Annotated in this window: 16 protein-coding genes and 1 tRNA gene; 8 read left to right on the forward strand and 9 right to left on the reverse strand. The window is 33.9% G+C overall.

Annotation, left to right across the window (positions count from 1 at the left end; all coding sequences use genetic code 11):
* Window positions 1-291 precede the first annotated feature (291 nt).
* Window positions 292-1,935 carry a T9SS type A sorting domain-containing protein gene (locus QP953_RS24575; RefSeq protein WP_309553253.1) on the forward strand — a complete coding sequence of 548 codons (1,644 nt, stop codon included), beginning with the start codon at window positions 292-294 and terminating at the stop codon, window positions 1,933-1,935.
* A gap of 95 nt (window positions 1,936-2,030) precedes the next feature.
* Here QP953_RS24575 and QP953_RS24580 read toward each other — a convergent pair whose 3' ends face one another.
* On the reverse strand, window positions 2,031-4,721 hold the full coding sequence (locus QP953_RS24580) for a T9SS type A sorting domain-containing protein (RefSeq protein WP_309553254.1): 2,691 nt from the start codon (window positions 4,719-4,721) through the stop codon (window positions 2,031-2,033).
* Between the two features lie 1,326 nt (window positions 4,722-6,047).
* Here QP953_RS24580 and QP953_RS24585 point away from each other — a divergent pair.
* The 5 genes from QP953_RS24585 to QP953_RS24605 all read left to right on the forward strand — a co-directional run bounded on the left by QP953_RS24585 (window position 6,048) and on the right by QP953_RS24605 (window position 10,279).
* On the forward strand, window positions 6,048-6,575 hold the full coding sequence (locus QP953_RS24585; protein ID WP_052597594.1) for an RNA polymerase sigma factor: 528 nt from the start codon (window positions 6,048-6,050) through the stop codon (window positions 6,573-6,575).
* A gap of 547 nt (window positions 6,576-7,122) precedes the next feature.
* Window positions 7,123-7,656, forward strand: coding sequence for an RNA polymerase sigma factor (locus tag QP953_RS24590; protein WP_052597595.1), 534 nt, complete (start codon window positions 7,123-7,125; stop codon window positions 7,654-7,656).
* 359 nt (window positions 7,657-8,015) lie between these two features.
* Window positions 8,016-8,534: an RNA polymerase sigma factor gene (locus tag QP953_RS24595; RefSeq protein WP_309553255.1), complete on the forward strand. Its 519-nt coding sequence runs from the start codon at window positions 8,016-8,018 to the stop codon at window positions 8,532-8,534.
* A gap of 328 nt (window positions 8,535-8,862) precedes the next feature.
* Window positions 8,863-9,390: an RNA polymerase sigma factor gene (locus QP953_RS24600; RefSeq protein WP_052597596.1), complete on the forward strand. Its 528-nt coding sequence runs from the start codon at window positions 8,863-8,865 to the stop codon at window positions 9,388-9,390.
* A gap of 361 nt (window positions 9,391-9,751) precedes the next feature.
* The gene (locus QP953_RS24605) at window positions 9,752-10,279 is read left to right on the forward strand and encodes an RNA polymerase sigma factor (protein WP_052597597.1); all 528 of its coding nucleotides are present in this window, start codon (window positions 9,752-9,754) and stop codon (window positions 10,277-10,279) included.
* A gap of 205 nt (window positions 10,280-10,484) precedes the next feature.
* On the opposite strand, the gene QP953_RS24610 is transcribed toward QP953_RS24605, so the two are convergent.
* Window positions 10,485-11,525, reverse strand: a complete 1,041-nt coding sequence (locus tag QP953_RS24610) for a M48 family metallopeptidase (protein WP_063833117.1) — start codon at window positions 11,523-11,525, stop codon at window positions 10,485-10,487.
* Between the two features lie 295 nt (window positions 11,526-11,820).
* Between QP953_RS24610 and QP953_RS24615 the strand changes: the two genes are divergently transcribed.
* Window positions 11,821-12,258 (forward strand): hypothetical protein, encoded by a 438-nt coding sequence (locus tag QP953_RS24615; protein ID WP_052597599.1) that lies wholly within the window; start codon window positions 11,821-11,823, stop codon window positions 12,256-12,258.
* A gap of 256 nt (window positions 12,259-12,514) precedes the next feature.
* Entirely contained in the window at window positions 12,515-12,775 is a 261-nt protein-coding gene (locus QP953_RS24620; protein ID WP_052597600.1) for a hypothetical protein, read from the forward strand.
* A 289-nt stretch (window positions 12,776-13,064) separates the two neighbouring features.
* On the opposite strand, the gene ftsY is transcribed toward QP953_RS24620, so the two are convergent.
* The 7 genes from ftsY to gltX all read right to left on the reverse strand — a co-directional run bounded on the left by ftsY (window position 13,065) and on the right by gltX (window position 18,334).
* The gene (ftsY, locus tag QP953_RS24625; protein WP_052597601.1) at window positions 13,065-14,051 is read right to left on the reverse strand and encodes a signal recognition particle-docking protein FtsY; all 987 of its coding nucleotides are present in this window, start codon (window positions 14,049-14,051) and stop codon (window positions 13,065-13,067) included.
* Window positions 14,052-14,202: 151 nt separating this feature from the next.
* On the reverse strand, window positions 14,203-14,376 hold the full coding sequence (locus QP953_RS24630; RefSeq protein ID WP_072011001.1) for a DUF4295 family protein: 174 nt from the start codon (window positions 14,374-14,376) through the stop codon (window positions 14,203-14,205).
* 2 nt (window positions 14,377-14,378) lie between these two features.
* Window positions 14,379-14,567 (reverse strand): 50S ribosomal protein L33, encoded by a 189-nt coding sequence (rpmG, locus tag QP953_RS24635; RefSeq protein WP_052597602.1) that lies wholly within the window; start codon window positions 14,565-14,567, stop codon window positions 14,379-14,381.
* A gap of 73 nt (window positions 14,568-14,640) precedes the next feature.
* A complete protein-coding gene (gene rpmB, locus QP953_RS24640; protein ID WP_052597603.1) occupies window positions 14,641-15,042 on the reverse strand; it encodes a 50S ribosomal protein L28 in 402 nt (133 codons plus the stop codon).
* 77 nt (window positions 15,043-15,119) lie between these two features.
* Window positions 15,120-15,193: transfer RNA gene (locus QP953_RS24645), tRNA-Arg, on the reverse strand.
* Between the two features lie 259 nt (window positions 15,194-15,452).
* The gene (locus tag QP953_RS24650) at window positions 15,453-15,875 is read right to left on the reverse strand and encodes a molecular chaperone DnaK (RefSeq protein WP_052597604.1); all 423 of its coding nucleotides are present in this window, start codon (window positions 15,873-15,875) and stop codon (window positions 15,453-15,455) included.
* 692 nt (window positions 15,876-16,567) lie between these two features.
* Complete coding sequence (gltX, locus tag QP953_RS24655; RefSeq protein WP_309553256.1) at window positions 16,568-18,334, reverse strand: glutamate--tRNA ligase; 1,767 nt, start codon at window positions 18,332-18,334, stop codon at window positions 16,568-16,570.
* Between the last annotated feature and the right edge of the window lie 53 nt (window positions 18,335-18,387).

Below are 18,387 nucleotides of genomic sequence, written 5' to 3' on the forward strand. Positions count from 1 at the left end.
ATTATTCGCTACGCTCATGAGAGCGCAAGGCTAGTTCCCTGCTGTCATGAGATTACTATCGCTTAGTTGTTTACTTTTTTAGCTCGCTGCGCTCGTGAGATCGCAAGCTTAGTTAGCAAAAAGACAAAAAAGCACATTTAATATTAGCTTGATAATCAAAATCTTAACACAAAACGCAACAAAACCATAATTCGTTGATTGACAAAACAATAGAAATATTATCTACTTAAAGTTACATCAAGTAATTTTGAATCGTTATATAGGACAAGTATTTTATCTAAAAAAATAATCATGAAAACATCTTTCCTTTTCTTATTCTTCTCTCTTTTAGCCAGTTACAACTACGGGCAAGCTCTAACGACAGATTGGGTTACCTCTATTCCAGGAGATGCCTTTGAGCAAAATAGCAATATGGCACAGGCTCCTTGTGGTGACATTTATACCGTTGGCTTTTTTCAAGGCGCTTCATTTGGTTCGTTAAGTAGTGCTGGAATCGAAAAAGGCTTTATTTCTAAATACAATGAACAAGGGCAACTTCTGTGGTTAAAACAACTCGCTGGCAATAGCATTGATCGCATTAATAGTATTACTATTGGCAACGATAATGAAATCTATATTGTTGGAGAGTTTAGAGGTACTTTCCGATATAATAATGATAGTTTGGTTAGTTTTGACGAACTAGATGTTTTGATTGCAAAAATAGACAGTTCTGGAAATTTTCAATGGGCAACTAGCTTAACAGGATGGGGACAAGAAAGCGCCTACGATGTTTCTATATCTAACAATGGGCAACTTATCGTTACGGGGTATTATGAAAATAATTTAACGATAGGTGCTTTTAGTCTGACAGCAAACAACTTAAGGGATATATTTATTGTATCCATTGATCAACAAGGTAATCCTGTTTGGTTAAAAACATTGAGTGGGCCGGGAATTGAGTATGGTCGATCTATTGCTATTGATAGTAGCAATAATATCTATGTTGCTGGAGCCTTTAGAGACGCCTTATACCCCAATAGCGCTACTACGGTTTATGGATTTGGAAGCTACGATGCTTTTTTAGCAAAATACGACGCTACAGGGCAATTCTTGTGGATCAAGGTAATGGGTGGTCCTAGTGTAGACGAAGGGTATTATGTTAACATTGACAGTAAGCAAAACCCTGTCCTTGTTGGCTGGTATGATCGCTCTATGCAAATTGATACGTTTATCTTAAATGGTGCAAAAGAAGAAGATGGATTTGCTGTAAAATTTTCACCCAACGGAGACTTAACATGGGCATTCCCATTGGCTGGGACATTTGACGAACGAGTGTATGCCGTTGACTTTGATTCAGATGATAATATCTATCTCTTGGGAACGGTCGATAGTTTGTTGGTGATAGGTGGGGATTCTTTAACCAATCGTCACTTAAATCGCCCCACAGATATATTTGTTATCAAAATAGATGAGAACTCAAATTACAAATGGGGGCAAACGTTAGGACATTACTACAACGACTTCTGTTTTGATTTAATCGTTCATGATCCGACTACAGTATACATCGTAGGAAGTTATCAAGACACCTCTATCTTTGTCAACGATACTTTAATAAGTCAAGAAGGATACGATGTATTTTTGGGTCGATTTAGTATGGACACAACCGTCTCTATCCATCAAATATCCAACAACTCTGATATCGCAACTATTAACCTCTATCCCAATCCCGCTGTTCAACTCCAAAGCACTTTAGAGTATACTCTAACTCAGTCTACCGATGTTATCATTAGTGTTTACGATCTTTTAGGACAAGAACTGCACAAAAAAATATTTAAAAACCAACCCGCAGGAGTTTATCACACTCCCATTCAGCTCCCGCAACAAGCTTCCTCTATTTACTTTGTTCGGATAGAAACCAAGTCTACGACTCAAGTATTAGAATTGGTTAGTCCTTAAAAACCAACTGAAATTAGAGCACGAAGTGCTGTTTAAAAAGCAAAAGAGGCGTTCAGAAATTTCTGAACGCCTCTTTTAGTTACTAAAAACAATTATTATTTAGAGATTACTAATTTCTCCGTTTTGATTAGCTTTCCACTATTATCAGTCATCACTACAAAATAAGTACTGTTTGACCAATTGTTGATCATAATTTCAAGACTTCCACTACCTTTGCTTTGTTCTTGGCTATAAACAGACTTACCATTTGCATCCAAGATAGCAATGTTAACAGCTGTTGCTGATGTTTGATAACGCACTTGAACCAAAGAAGAAGCAGGGTTTGGATTTACAGACAAGATTGGACCTAAACCAGTAGCTGTTCCTAACGATACAGGGGCACGACCATCTACTCCTGATCCACATCCTTCCAAAACAAAGTTCTCTGCACAGTTTACACTACAACCATTCGCATCTGTTACATTGACAACATGCTGACCTGCATTTAAGTTTGTAAAGACACCTGTTGCATTAGACAAAGTCGTTGCTGTTGTAAAGTTAGCTAAATCGATAACATAAGGAAGTGTTCCTCCTGTTATATTCAAAACAGCAGTACCATCGTTTCCTGCACAAGTTTCATCAGAACTAGCAACTAAATTAACACTAACTGGATCAGGATCACTAACAGTTGCCGTTACGGTTACTTCACAGCCATTAGCATCTGTAATGGTAGCCGTATATACACCAGCGCAAAGATTAGCAATAGAAAGACCTGTTTGACCATTGTTCCATACTACAGTGTAAGTGTTAGAACTATCTCCACTGATAGCTACAGTAGCTGTTCCGTTACAATCACCTTCACAAGAAGGACTAGTAGTAGTTGTTGTTGCTGTGAAACCAGGAACGCCAGGAATAACAATAGTTGTATCGTATAAACAATAGTTCATATCACAAACGCTGAAGGTATACGTACCTGCTGCTAAGTTGGTAAATGTTGGACTACTTTGTGATTGACCATTGATATAGTATAAGTAATTTCCATCACCACCTGTTGCAGAAATTGTAATACTACCATTTGCTAAACCACAAGTTGCTGGTGTTACTGAAACCACTCCAATATTGATAGGATCTGGTTCGCCAACAGTTGCCGTAGCCGTAGCACTACAACCATTTGCGTCCATTACAATAGTATTATATGTCCCGACACCTAGATTGGCAAAAACACCTGAGCTTTGGAAATTAACACCATCTATAGAATATAAATAGGGTGCGGTACCTCCTGTTGCTGTTACAGTAACAGAACCTCCACTATTGGTAGAGTCCATTACATTAGTAGAATTAGATGGACAAGGCACATCTTGACCTGCTGCCGTTGCAGATAAAGGCACTACATTTCCTCCAATAACAAACGTATGTCCAGAACAAGCAGGAGTACAACCATTTGCATCTTCTACCCACACACTATAAGATCCTGGTGTTAACGTATTAAAAATACCTGTTGTATTGGAGAAAAATTCACCTGTTGTCCAATTTACCAATTGATAGTTATAAGGAGCAACACCATTACTTGCAACCAATACAGCACCACCATCATTACTAGAACATGTAACATCATTGGTTGATACAATATTAACATCAATACTATCACAAGGAACAGAGTTATCTTGAACAGAAATTGTAAAAGTGTATATATTTTGACCTACTATCGGGCAATAATCATCGGATACAGTCACTGTAAAAGTATGTATGCCTACATCGCTTGAAGATGGCGTCCAACAGAATGTTCCTGTAGCATGAGGCGTTCCTCCTGTTGTAAAAATAGCTCCAGCAATGCCATTATTCCAAGATAAAGATGTTGTCTGTCCTCTATCTGGATCAGTTGAAAATACATCAAAACACAATTGAGTTCCAACAGTAGCTGTTGTCGAAAAGTCAGTTGTATTGTTAATTCCACTTAATGTAGGAACATTATTAGAACAAGGAACAGCTGTAAATTGAATATCGCGGATAATTTCTCCAATAAAAACACCATTTCTATATTCCTTTACAGACACACAGAAAACACCAACTTGAGCAACATCTGGTGTAAATGAAATAGCTCCAGTAGCAGGATCAATCGTTACGCCATTAGTAGTACTTAATGGAGCTGTTGCACTATATCCAGCAGCATAACCAACTGTCGTACTAGAATCGTCCATGCAATCCACTAATGAATAGACTAAATCATCTCCATCAGCATCTGACGCTCCATGATTGTAAAAAACAGGTTGACCAACACAGCCAAAAGGCACTGGGTCATTTGTAAATATAGGTGAGTTGTTGCACAAAGCAGGGTCTACGATTTCTGTTTCCACATAAATACGCTCACCACTTGGTGAATTCAATGTTGTAATGGCATTGTTTCTACAGCAATTAGAGTAGCTCAAAGTCACATTACTACACCCTGCAGGCAGAGTAAGGATTCCTTGAAATTTATACTCTTCAATTCCATAAACACCGTTGCCTCCATTACAAGCTGTTCCAACAATACCTGGACAAGACGGTGTAATTTCTTGCATGCTAACTTGAGACAATCTCACCGATCCAGAACCACAAACAGCGGCCCAGTTGACATTCGTTGTTTGAGGTACTCCAATACCATTACAGTCTCGATAAAAAGTCAAATTAATTTCATATTGATTGTTACCCACGCAACGATAAGTAAGGTCTAGTCCCATGGAGTGAGAGGCACTAGCTTCTGAAGAAAAGAACAGTAGAGTTCCTAAGCAACAGATTAATTGCAAAAACTTTGAAGTTGATTTAAACATAAACGATTACTTTAAAAGGTTCTAAATTTTGTTTTAAAAGTGTGATTAAATATATCATATTGATAATGACACTCTAATAACGTGTCATTTTTCAAAAATGTGCCAGCAAAGATATAAATTTATTTATTTTTTCTTAGTAATTGCTAAGCTTCTTTTCAGGTATTCAAATGTATAAAAAAACTTAATAAGAAAAGAATACAAAACAGCTTCAATATAGATTAAAACAAATACAATAACAAATGATTATCAATTAATTAAAAACAATTTCATAGACAATCAAAACGTTATTTTTTTTTTAAATATTTATCCAAAAGTTCATAAATGAAAAAACAAATAAAAGATGATTTCAATTATCATTTTTAGCGAAAAATTATATTATTTTTTTCCTCTAAGACTGGTTCTATTTTCTATTTTGAAGTCCTAAATTTAAGTCTCAGAAATGCCTCAATGCTTGACTATATGCTTGTTTCACGTCAAGTATCCTCCTATTAATTTTTCTTTATTTTAAAACATTTTCTCAGCCCTAATTTCACTTATAATTGCTACAACTTTGTCTAAAAAATTTGATAATTAAAGTGCTGGAAAGAAAATTGTCAACGACTAAATTTTATTGCAAATGGCTGGTCTGAAACATTAGGCTAAAAGAAAAATTGAAACAAATAGGCTTGACAGTCCCCCTGTTATGCGTGAGCTTGCATCCCAGTTTTTTAGTTTGAGCAAACTATGAAATAACTGCCTCTAAATTCTTGTGCTGGTTAAACTATATTCAACACCAAATCCCGTCATCCTCAACTCAATGACGTTGTTTAAATTTACGTTTTTCAATCCCTTTATATAATAATAGAAAATAGCCCAGAGTAGGTTGCTCTGAGCTATTTGATTTTCGTAAGTTTGGTAAATACTCATCGAAAGTTGGTTATGTTTGTTCGTTACTGTTATAAACGCAATTGATATGCCAAATAGTTTAAAACGATACGTTAAGAATTACTTAAAAAATAAATTGATTCGATTCATTTAATAGTTCAAACAAACTTTCTCGCTCATTTTCCTCTCGAATTATCAGGCAAAAAACTCCCAAATTCTTCAACAAAACGGTTCAACAAGACTTAATTCTTATTTTTGTTTAACTTTTTAACTAAAAAATTAAACACAACATAACTAAATAAAGATCAACACTTTAAAGCAAAAACAATTGTACCTACATTTAATTTTGTTTAAGTTTTTTACAAATTACTTTACACAAAACTTGTTTTCTGTTTAACTTTGAGTTATATTTGTTTCAACAAACAAAGGGTGATATTACTCAGAACAAAAAAATAATACATTATGTCAGCGATCAATTTCACACAAGAAATCTCTAATCTAGAAGGTGTATTAAATAATTTTGCATTTAAACTTACCAGAAATAGAGAAGACTCAAAAGATCTTTATCAAGAAACGGCATATAGAGCTTTAGTTAATCAAGATAAATTTCGAGTAGGAACTAATCTTAAAGCATGGTTATTTACAATGATGCGTAATATCTTTATCAATAACTATCGAAAAAAGATCAAAAGAAATACTATCCTTGATTCTACTGACAATCAATTTTTCTTGAACTCTGGTGGACCAGCCATCTTAAATGGTGCTCATTCTTCTATGATGATGGATGAATTAGAAGAGTTGGTCGATGAGCTACATGATAGTACTCGCATTCCTTTTATGATGCATTATTATGGTTACAAATATCAAGAGATTGCTGAACAATTAGATCTACCTTTGGGTACAATAAAAAGTCGCATTTTCTTTGCTCGCAAAGAACTAAAAGGGGCTGTCTTATCTAACTACAAAAACGTTTTGAGCAGAACGGCTTAATTGAGCATAAAAACACTTTAATACAAGTATTAGTTTGCTTAAATTACGTCGTAACAAGCGAAAATCAAGCGAATAACCGATAAATATAATAGCGTTTTCAACAAATGTTGAAAGCGCTTTTTTTTTAAAAAAAAGCATATTAAGAAAACCTTATTTTTAATCTTTTGTTCTTCTTATCAAATCCAAATTATATTGGTATACTCAATCCAAATAAACATAAGTACTTAATAGTAGTAGTTAGTTATCTTGTTAACCATTACCATTTTAAAAAATTATAAAAACACTGTCGAAAAACTAGTATCTAGTTTGGGTTTCTATACTCCTTGATTCAAAGTAATTCCTGCTTGTTGTTTATTGTGAATCAAGCTGTTTTAGTTCAATCTATTGAATCTTAAATGGCGCTCTATCTTCACAGAACACCTTTGCCTATATGCATTAGAAATATGTTTAAATATTAGCTTCTGCAAAATTTGTTTTTTGTTTAACTTTAAAGTATCTTTATTTAAACACAAAAATTAATCCGCCAATTAAAGCAAAACTTACAATTATGACTACTATCGATTTTAACGAGGAACTTTCTAAGTTAGAAGAAGCTCTTAGTAAATTCGCATATAAGTTGACCAAAAATAAGGATGATGCCAAAGATTTATATCAAGAAACGGCTTATCGAGCGTTGACCAATCAAAATAAATTTCGTGTAGGCACAAATCTAAAAGCCTGGTTATTTACGATGATGCGAAATATTTTTATCAATAACTATCGAAAGAAAGTAAAAAGAAATACAATTCTAGACTCTACCGACGACCGTTTTCACCTCAACTCTAGCGGTCCTGCTATTGTGAATGATGCCGATTCATCTATTATGATGAAAGAGCTACAAAATTTAATGGACAAATTGGAAGATCATATCCGAGTTCCTTTCTTGATGTATTACTATGGATACAAATACCAAGAAATTGCCGAGCAATTAGATGTTCCTTTAGGCACTGTTAAAAGCCGTATCTTTTTTGCGCGTCAAGAATTAAAAGATGCTATCTTAAAGAATTACAAAGAAGTTTTAAATAGAACTAGAACTGCTTAATCTCCTGCTCCCTAAAAATGTAAATTTGTCTATAATTGGAACAACTGGCTGTCTCATATTGAGGCAGCCAGTTGTGTTTATAACCTTCCTATCCTACAGCAAAACTATATTAGACTTAAGCTCAAAAGCTCCCCAAAAACGCCTATTTCAAAGCTCTATTTTTGTTTAACTTTTATTTAACCATGCTTAAAACTTCATCATAAAAACCTAAAAAACAAACCTTTAAAACATAAATAGATGTATAGACATTAATTGTTGATAAATCTATTTTTACTAAAAACTTGCTTTTCGTGAAATGGTACATTACCTTTATTCCAACAAACGAAACAACCTATTTTTATATAGTCAAAGAATACATTATGTCAACAATAAATTTTAGCAGAGAGATTTCAAATCTAGATAGCGCCTTAAGCAATTTTGCCTATAAATTGACTCAAAATAAAGAAGATTCCAAAGACTTGTGCCAAGAAACTACTTATAGAGCCTTGGTTAATCAAAACAAGTTTCAGGTAGGTACGAACCTAAAAGCATGGTTATTTACGATGATGCGCAATATTTTTATTAATAATTACCGCAAGAAGATAAAACGCAATACTATTTTAGATTCTACCGATAACCAATTTTATTTGAATTCTGGAGGACCTACCATTCTTAATGATGCAAACTCTTCTATTATGATGAACGAACTACAAGAATTGGTCAACAAGTTAGATGACAAAACTAGAGTTCCATTTATGATGCATCATTATGGATACAAATACCAAGAGATTGCGGAGCAATTAGATGTTCCATTGGGAACCATCAAAAGTCGCATTCATTTTGCTCGCAAAGAGTTAAGGAATGCTGTCAAAAACAACTATAAAATGTTCCAATTTTAAATAATCATTAGAATTAAAAATGCAGGCTATTTCAACGATGTTTGGAATAGCCTTTTTTGTTTTTTATCCACCTTTTTGTTCTAGTTTTTTCATCTCATTTTTTGTTAAACAAAAACGTTAAACAAAAAAAATTGCTTCCCCCTAAAAAAGCCCACATAGCACCTAACAAACTAATAATCAAAACATTTAACATGTTTTAACAAAAGTTACCGTTTAACATGTTTCACAAAAAAGTTCCACAAAACTTGATTTTTGTGGAACTTTTCCATAGCTTTGTGTTAACAACAAACGGAAATCACATTAGTTAACACTCAAAAAAATACATGTTATGTCAACAATCAATTTTAGTAGAGAAATTTCGAATCTAGAAGGTGCATTGAGTAATTTTGCATTTAAGTTAACTAAAAATAGAGAAGATTCTAAGGACTTATATCAAGAGACAGCATATAGGGCATTAGTCAATCAAAAGAAATTTCGAGTAGGAACTAACCTAAAAGCGTGGTTATTTACGATGATGCGCAATATCTTTATCAACAACTATCGTAAAAAAATGAAGCGCAATACAATTTTAGATTCTACAGATAATAACTTTTATCTTAATTCTGGAGGACCTATCATTGTTAATGATGCTGATTCTTCTATTATGATGCGCGAGCTGCAAGAACTGGTGAACAAATTAGAAGACAACATCCGTGTTCCCTTTATGATGCATTACTATGGCTACAAATACCAGGAAATTGCCGAGCAATTGGATTTGCCTTTGGGAACTATCAAAAGTCGTATTTTCTTTGCTCGTCAAGAGCTAAAGAATGCTGTTCTTAAAAATTACAAAGGCACGTTAGGAAGAACTGCTTAGTAATTTTAATCAAACAGTTTATATAGGAGCAGCTTCAACAAATTGTTGAAGCTGCTTTTTCTATTTTAAACCATACCAAACTAGCTCTACACTATAAACACTGCTCCTTTTTTTTGTGTTTTTTGTGGAACACTTCAACATTAAACAAATAAAAAAAAAACAATTCCATATAAAACAATCAAACAAGCCCAATTAACTAATAATCAACAAACTAAAACCAAAAATAGAGAGTAAAAAAGCATTTATTGTTTACACTTAAACACAAAAACATTAAACAAAATTTGCTTTTTGTTTATTTTTACCCTATCTTTGTTTAAACAAACGGAGAGTTATTTTACTCAAAAACAAAAAATACTATATTATGTCAACGATCAATTTCGCAAAAGAAATCTCTATTTTAGAAAATGCATTAAGCAATTTTGCATTTAAGCTAACTAGAAATAGAGAGGAATCTAAAGATCTTTATCAAGAGACGGCATATAGGGCTTTGGTTAATAAAGATAAGTTTCGAGTAGGAACCAACCTCAAGGCATGGTTATTTACGATGATGCGCAATATCTTTATCAACAACTATCGCAAAAAAATGAAGCGCAATACAATTTTAGATTCCACAGACAATAATTTTTACCTTAATTCTGGAGGACCTACCATTGTCAATGATGCTGATTCTTCTATTATGATGAACGAGTTACAAGGACTGGTGAACAAATTAGAAGACAACATTCGTGTTCCTTTTATGATGCACTACTATGGTTACAAATACCAAGAGATTGCGGAGCAATTAAATTTGCCTTTGGGAACTATCAAAAGTCGTATTTTCTTTGCTCGTAAAGAGTTAAAGAGTGCTGTTCTTAGAAATTACAAAAGCGTTTTAGGAAGAACTGCTTAGTAATTTAGATTAGTAGTTCGTTTATTTTTTACTTTTTACCAAAAAGATAAAAAAGCACATTTTTATTATTTTACTTCATGAGTGCTGCGCAGTTGATAATCAAACTAATAAAGCTGTTTAACGAACTATTACTAGATCAAACAGTTATATATAGGAGCAGCTTCAACAATTTGTTGAAGCTGCTTTTTTCTTTTCTACAAACAGTTTATTCTTCATCTATAACATAATCTACAGAGCGTATTTGGGCAATATATTTAATGACTCTTTTCATAAATAAAGGCGTTATATGATGTGATAAAGAAGGCTTATCTACTAAAAGAATTTCGTACAAAACAAACTCTTCTACCATCTCATGATCTAAACACAAACCAAAAGCATTCATAACAGGATAGTTTCGCTTGTCATCTTTCTTCAAGTTGGTATAAGTCATATACGTTCCTATGATGGCTTCCATTTCTTGTTGAAATAAATAGTCGGTCACTTCTTGTTGTTCTTTGATATATTGGTAATCTGTATCATAATTCCAAACTGCTTTATACATTCCATAAGTCAACCAAATACCTTCAGCAGTTACTACAACTGTTTCTCCATCTTTGTAAATGTACATGAGTGGATCAAATCCCCAATTCCTGTAATACCATTGCCCCTGTTGTTCGTATACCTCAACCAATCGCTTAATCAATCTAGGATGATTTCTATTGTAAATATGTGCTAGTGTCAAGGTATAAAGAGCAGAATCTATTTGACCTTTTTTTAATAAAATTTCGGCAGAAAGCCATCGAGCTAGATAATCAATAGGATTTAATTCAATTGCTTTATTTAGCCAAGTTGCCGCTTTTTTGTAATTTTTTTCTTCGTAATAACTCTCACCAATCCAAGTATAAACTTGTGCATGTTGAGGATTTTTCTTCAATATTTTATGATAATAACGACGAGCTTTTTCATAATTAGGATTCTCTATACTTACAATATCTCTTGCCTTCTCTCGCCAAGCAATTTGTTCTTCGGTTTCAGTATCTTTATACTCTAATTGATGCTCTCTCCCATCTATTGCTTGAATATACGCCCCATGCGGCAATACTTTTCGCTCTTTCGCAGGTACTTCCCCATACAGTTGCTCTAGTTCATACTGCGTAGGCGATGCTTCCATAAAAGTCAAGATTTCTAATGGAGTAGATAATTGAACTTGTGCATTGGTCAACGAGAAAGTGGCAACAAGAAAGAATAAGGATAAAAGTAACTTCACGAGCTTAGAACTAAAGGTTAAAAAGAATCGTTTTCTAGCAAATGCTCAACTATTGAATACAAGTTGTGCTTGAAAACTACTTTAATTGTCATTTTAAGTCTTTTTTTATCGAAAAACTAAAAACTACGAACTATTACTACTAAATGTACATTTTTTTGTTATAATTTTAACTTTACACAAAACCTTTACACCTTTTCCTGCGTACTAAGTAAGGTGTAATAAAACACCAATCTATTAAAAGGTGTTTTGGGTAAGTTTAATATTTTGAGTCTAATATAGAAATTTTTTGAGTCGTATGGACGTTGAGTTGGGCATAAATAAATTAGAACAATTGTTGTTCCCGCTAGGCTACAAACAAGATTTGAGCCAATCCAAACCAATTTTTTGGAAAAAGATAAACCAAAATGATTTGCGTAGTCCTTATGCATTTAGTTTGGTCATTATCACTTTAGATGAATTCACAGTTTTTATAGAGGGGCTTAACGAACCTAGGCTAAAACGTGCTATTGATGCTGGAATCATCGAAATCAACTCTCCTGAAGATGTAGAAGCGCTCAAAGAAATTGTATTCGAAACAACTTTAGACAATCAACAAAAACTAGAAACTGTTTTGCCATTTTTCGAAGAACAATTAAATGTAATTGAAACAGAGCCTATTTATTCCAAAGTCTATAAGCGTGCCTTGGCTAATATTGAACTTTTGATCGAAGCAGCCAATGAAGTGGAGTATTAAATACACCCCATATACAACTACAAAAATAGTTAAACTTAAATTAAAATTTTGAAGAAACTTTTAATTTAAGCACTTTCTCTTTATATTTATAGATTATAATATCTACTTATTCTTATTAGTATTTGTGGATAAAATAATCCACCTAAAAATCACTCATTCATTACCAAACATGAAAATTTTTCTTTTAAAATATCTTTGTTTACCAATTATCTGCTTCACTAGTGGTTATTCATACTTATTTTTGAATAATCAATCGATGCTTTTAAACGAGGACTTTGTAAAAAGAAAAGGACCTCAAGAGAAGCGAGTAGTGATTCACAATGCTAAAAATAACTCCACACAAGTAGTAATCATCGATCCCCCAAAAGATGCTTCTAAAGAGAAAAAAGAAAAGGATTTTGCAAATAAAGACAAAAATATGCTGCCTGATGTAGAGTTCTTGAAATTTATCATCGACAAGAGCAAAGAAGGAATTCCTGTTTTAAAATTTGACGGTTTCTGGGCTGCCTTTAGCTAGAAATATTTCCAGATATATACGATATCAAACAACTGCCTCAAAAGACAGTTGTTTTTTTATTTGGCTTTGCTTCTTTTAGTTTCTTGAATTAAGAAGTTCAAATCAGAGAACAGACCAAACAGATAGCTAAATTTTATACGACAAAACTCATTGCGACCTAGCCATAGCAATAGCAATAGAGTATAATTTTTTTGCCAACACCTTACACAAAAAATCCTATACCAACCCAAAGGCTAGTATAGGATCTATTTATGTCTCTAAACAGCTAAAAATTAAGCGTTAGATGTTTTTATTTACTATTCTTGAAGAATGAATCAACAAACTCTCGCTTATCAAACTCTTGCAAATGATCCATTCCCTCTCCTACTCCAATGTATTTAATTGGAATATTAAACTGATCGCTAATTCCAATAACAACCCCTCCTTTTGCTGTTCCATCTAATTTGGTTACCGTTAAAGCCGTAATTCCGTCATTTGTCACAGATGCAAAATGTTTTGCTTGTTCGTAAGCATTTTGCCCTGTAGAACCATCTAACACTAACATGACCTCATGAGGAGCCCCAGGTATTTGTTTGCCAATAGATTTGTTAATTTTCTCAAGCTCCCGCATCAATCCTTTTTTGTTGTGCAAACGACCAGCAGTATCAATAAAAACAACATCATGTCCATTCTCTTTGGCATGGCGAACTGTTTCATAAGCAACGGCAGCGGGATCAACATTCATTCCTTTGCTATAAAAATCACAACCAACACGGTTAGCCCAAATTTCTAGCTGATCTACTGCTGCGGCACGAAATGTATCTCCTGCCCCTAACAAGACTTTCTTCCCTGCTTCCTTATATTTATTGGCTAATTTTCCGATAGAAGTTGTTTTTCCAACACCATTTACACCAATCACCATAATAACATAAGGCTTAACACCTTCAGGAACTTCATAAGTAACAGAATCGTTAGAATTATTAAGCGCCAACAACTGAACGATTTCATCACGTAGAATTTCGTTCAATTCTTTCATAGTTACATATTTGTCGCGTGCAACACGATCTTCAATACGTTTGATGATTTTGATTGTTGTCTCTACTCCCACATCCGAAGCAATTAGAATATCCTCTAAGTCATCCAAGACCTCTTCGTCAACAGTATTTCGACCAGCAAAAGTAGTGGCTACTTTAGAGAAAAAACCTTTTCTTGATTTTTCTAATCCTTGATTTAGGTCTTCTTTAAGTTTTTCCTTTTCTTCCTCTTTTTTGCCAAAGAGCTTATTGAAAAATCCCATAGTGTGTTCAATTATTATGAAAGTGCGTTTAAATTTTAAGCTTTTGAAGCTAAAATTTAGACCTGCTCTAAAAGTGGGTGTAAGCACAAAAAGCTTCCCCAAGAATAAGGAGAAGCCTGTTGTATATTATTATTAATTTTAGAAAGCTTGATTATTTAGCTTTAAAAAACTCGTTTACTTGATCTTTGTGAATGATTACTTCTTTATAAGAAATCTTTCCAGTAATTGGATCTTTCACAGATTTTACGCATTTAACGTGATCTTTTCCTGAACCATTCTGAGCACGTTGCCCAGCTCTCTGGTTTTTTGATACTTTCTTAGCCATAATTATTTGATTTCTTTATGTATAGTATATTTTTTCAAGATAGGGTTGAATTTTTTCAACTCCATACGATCAGGTGTGTTTTTACGATTTTTCATCGTGATGTAGCGAGAAGTACCTGGCATACCAGTTGATTTGTGTTCTGTACATTCTAAAATAACCTGAACTCGATTACCTTTACTCTTCTTAGCCATAGCTTATAATGATTTTAATCTTTTCGAGAATTGCCAACTTGTTCGTTGCTAATAAAAATTAAGCGAACTGTTCTTATTTAATAACAGAAGAAAGTTTCACTTTTTTGTTATTCAAACCTTCTGGTTCGTAAGTGATAGAGTAAGACTTGTGTCCATTAGCATCAACATGCTCTACTCTTCTATACCCACGTTTCGCATTTTTAGCAGCCTCTATACTTTTTGCATCTTCTACCCATACTTTAGGATCAAAACCAGCAGCTAATTGTTGCTTTAGATACTTAAACGTGCCAATTTTTTCCATATTACGCAACGCTCTAGTAGTCAATTTCAATTTAATCCAAGCATCAATCTCTCTAACATAAATACGTTTTGTTTGTAGATTTGGATTGAAGCGTCTTCTTGTTCTACGCTTTGAGTGAGAAACATTGTTACCTACTAGAGGTTTCGTTCCGGTTAATTGGCATATTTTAGACATGACTTTCTTCTAATTTAAAACGTCCCGACACTAAGATTGGACGGGACTGATTGTTTTATTATTATCTCCTATTTTAGTGACTTCAGAGGGAGTCGAACCCCCAACCTTCTGATCCGTAGTCAGATGCTCTATCCAATTGAGCTATGAAGCCGGTGCTAATCAGCGAAAAAACCAAGTTTATTTTGTATTGCTTATCTCGCTAAGCGGTTGCAAATATACGCACAGTTTTTAAATCTGCAAACTTTTGGCAAAAAAAAATCATTTTTTTTCAAAGTTTTTTTTTGATTGCCCATAAAACCAAATTACTTCTGAGCATACACTTGTCTCATAACAACAAGAGGCTGTTTCATTTAGTTCGAAACAACCTCTTTTATTTTATATTTTTTTTAGTTAGGAATCTTAGCAAAAAATTATTCCTTGAAGAACTTTGGTTTTTCTTGATGTTTCGCTTTGCCTTGTGTAGAATGTTTGCCTTCGACTGTTTTGGTGGCGTGAGGAACCAACATCAATCGTTCTTTGCTAATTAACACCCCTGTTGCAGAACAGATACCATATGTCTTATTTTTGATGCGAATCAAAGCATACTCTAGATTTCGAATAAACTTTTGTTGACGAGCTGCCAACTTGCTCAAATGCTCTCTTTGCCAATTAGAAGCGCCATCATCGAATGTTCCTGCACGATTTTCATCTCCACTATTGTTCAATTCTTGTAATTGGTCCTTCAAATCATCTAGCTGTTGTCTAGCATCTGCTAATTTTTCATTAATCATGATTTCAAACTCCGCTAAATCTTCATCACTATATCTAGTTCTCTTTTTATTCTCTTCACTCATAGATGTCTATTTTAAGTTCTATAAATAATTTATTTGGGTGATAATTTATATGTTTCATTACAACCTCACTAATTAAACTCTACCAATAGAGCGGTGCTACTTTTGAGAGGTTTGTGATTAAAAAAGGATAGACTTACTTCTCTAGAATTATAAATAAGTCAACAATATTTGTAAAAAACAATAAAACAAAACGTTTCACTTGTTCTACTCTAGTAATGCACAAGAAACGGACAATTATACCGCAAAGTTTCAAAAATTAGAAATTAATTTCATTATTTTTTCATTACCCGACAGTTCATTTGTGGTCATATTAACTTTACAGCATATTGTTGCAAATAAAACAAAAAGAAGTAAAACCATTCTCCTTCAAATAGTTAACCGAACACAAAAACGACAGTTCTCTATGGTTAACTGCCTATTATGCATGCAATTTTCTTACCAATTATTATTATCCATAAAATGTACCCTTCCTGACAAAAAGAGACCAAATAGTTACAATAGCCCTAGTAGTTAAAGAATTTGTTAATTTTATGTTGAGTGCTTGTTATTTTTTTCTATACCCAACAACACCTTTATTTTAACCATTCATGGCAAAAGTTGTTTTTTTTAATAGGTGTAGAAGTTGTTTAAAAAGCATCTTATTTTTTAAACAACTTCATACAAACTCCCTACAACGATTTTTTTTGTACGCTTTAAAGCTTCTCTTTGATAAACGTTATAAAACTAGACAAACGGTTTAAGGTCTCTTCTTGCCCCAAAATTGCCATTATTTCATAAACACTAGGTCCCCCCATTTCTCCTGACAAGCCCAATCTAAAAATAGGCAGTACCTCTCCTTTTTTCTCTTCAATTAAAGGTTCTATTGTTTTCTCTAAGTTAGACGCATCAAATGGACTTAACGTTGCCAACGCACCCATTAATTTTTTCAACAATGCTTCCAAATCTTCATTCCACTTGTTCAGTACTTTCTTTTGAAAGTTCTTTTGATGTTTGGCAACAACCGCCTCCAAATCTAAGTCATGAAAGAAATAATGCCCTTGTATGTAAAAATCTGTTACATAATTGATTCGCATTTTCAGCAATCCTGCTACAGCATTCAATTTCTCTTCAGGCATTTGAACACCTTTTGACTCCAAATCAACACGCACCAAATTTACCAAATCGGCGTTCTCCATTTGTGCCAAATACTGTTTGTTGAACCAATTGGCTTTTTCAAAATTAAATCGTGCTCCCGAAGAAGAAACTCGATCCATACTAAACCCATCAATCATTTCTTTTTTAGAATAGATTTCTTGTTCTGTTCCATCATTCCAACCCAACAACGCTAAAATATTCAAAACAGCTTCTGACAAAAAGCCCCATTCTTTAAACCCTCTAAAGCTATCCGCTTGAGTTTGACCAATCCAATCTAAAGGAAATACAGGCATTCCTAAACGGTCCCCATCTCGCTTACTTAATTTACCATACATACTACTACGCAAGAAAGTCTTTACTTCCTTCTGCAAATTAGAATCTTTCTTCTCGTTGATTCGAATGCGCTCAGATACATTTTTAAAATCTTGCAACAGTGGCTGGATAATTTTAGCCACTTGCTCTTTTTTAGGAGCATAGGCTTCATGTTTGAGTACAAAATCTTCTGTAAAACGCTCGGTAAACGACTGTATGGTTTTCTTATTCAAATAAGCAGTTGGTTCTGGTTTTAGAATTAGAGGCAAATGTGCAAAAGTAGGCATCGCATCTCCCCACCCCAGAAACTGATACAACAACACATGCAGAGGCGTTGATGGCAACCACTCTTCTCCTCGAATAACATGCGTAATTTTCATGTGATAATCATCGACAATATTGGCTAGATGATACGTTGGCATCCCGTCATTTTTTAACATGACTTTGTCGTCCATTTCAGCACAATTAAATGTCACGACACCACGAACCATATCCTCAAAGGTCACATTACCTTCTCCAGGGATCATTACTCGAACAACTTCTGGCGCTCCCCCTTTGACCAAAGAAGCACACTCCTCTTTTGACAAAGTCAAAGAGTTTTTCATTTGCATACGTGTAACAGCATCATATTTGAATTTGGTTCCTTGCGCTTCTGCTGCTTCTCTAGCTGCTTTTAACTCTTCCTCCGTATCATAAGCATAATAACCATACCCGTTTGCAATCAGTTGCTCTGCAAATTTTTTGTAAATACCAGTTTCTTTGCGTTCCGACTGACGATAAGGACCATAAGGACCTCCTTTGGCAGGGCTTTCATCAAACTCTAAGCCTAACCATTCTAAGGCATCTATAATATACTGCTCTGCTCCTTCTACATAACGAGTTTGGTCGGTATCTTCTATTCTTAAGACAAAAGTTCCTCCATGTTTTTTAGCTAATAAGTAATTGTACAACGCTGTACGGACTCCGCCTATATGCAAGGCGCCTGTTGGACTTGGCGCAAAACGAACACGCATGTTAAATCTATTTTATTGGTTATGAATGAATCAATAATCTGTTCAAAAAATAA

Source organism: Aureispira sp. CCB-E (assembly GCF_031326345.1).
In the GTDB taxonomy this organism is placed as follows: domain Bacteria; phylum Bacteroidota; class Bacteroidia; order Chitinophagales; family Saprospiraceae; genus Aureispira.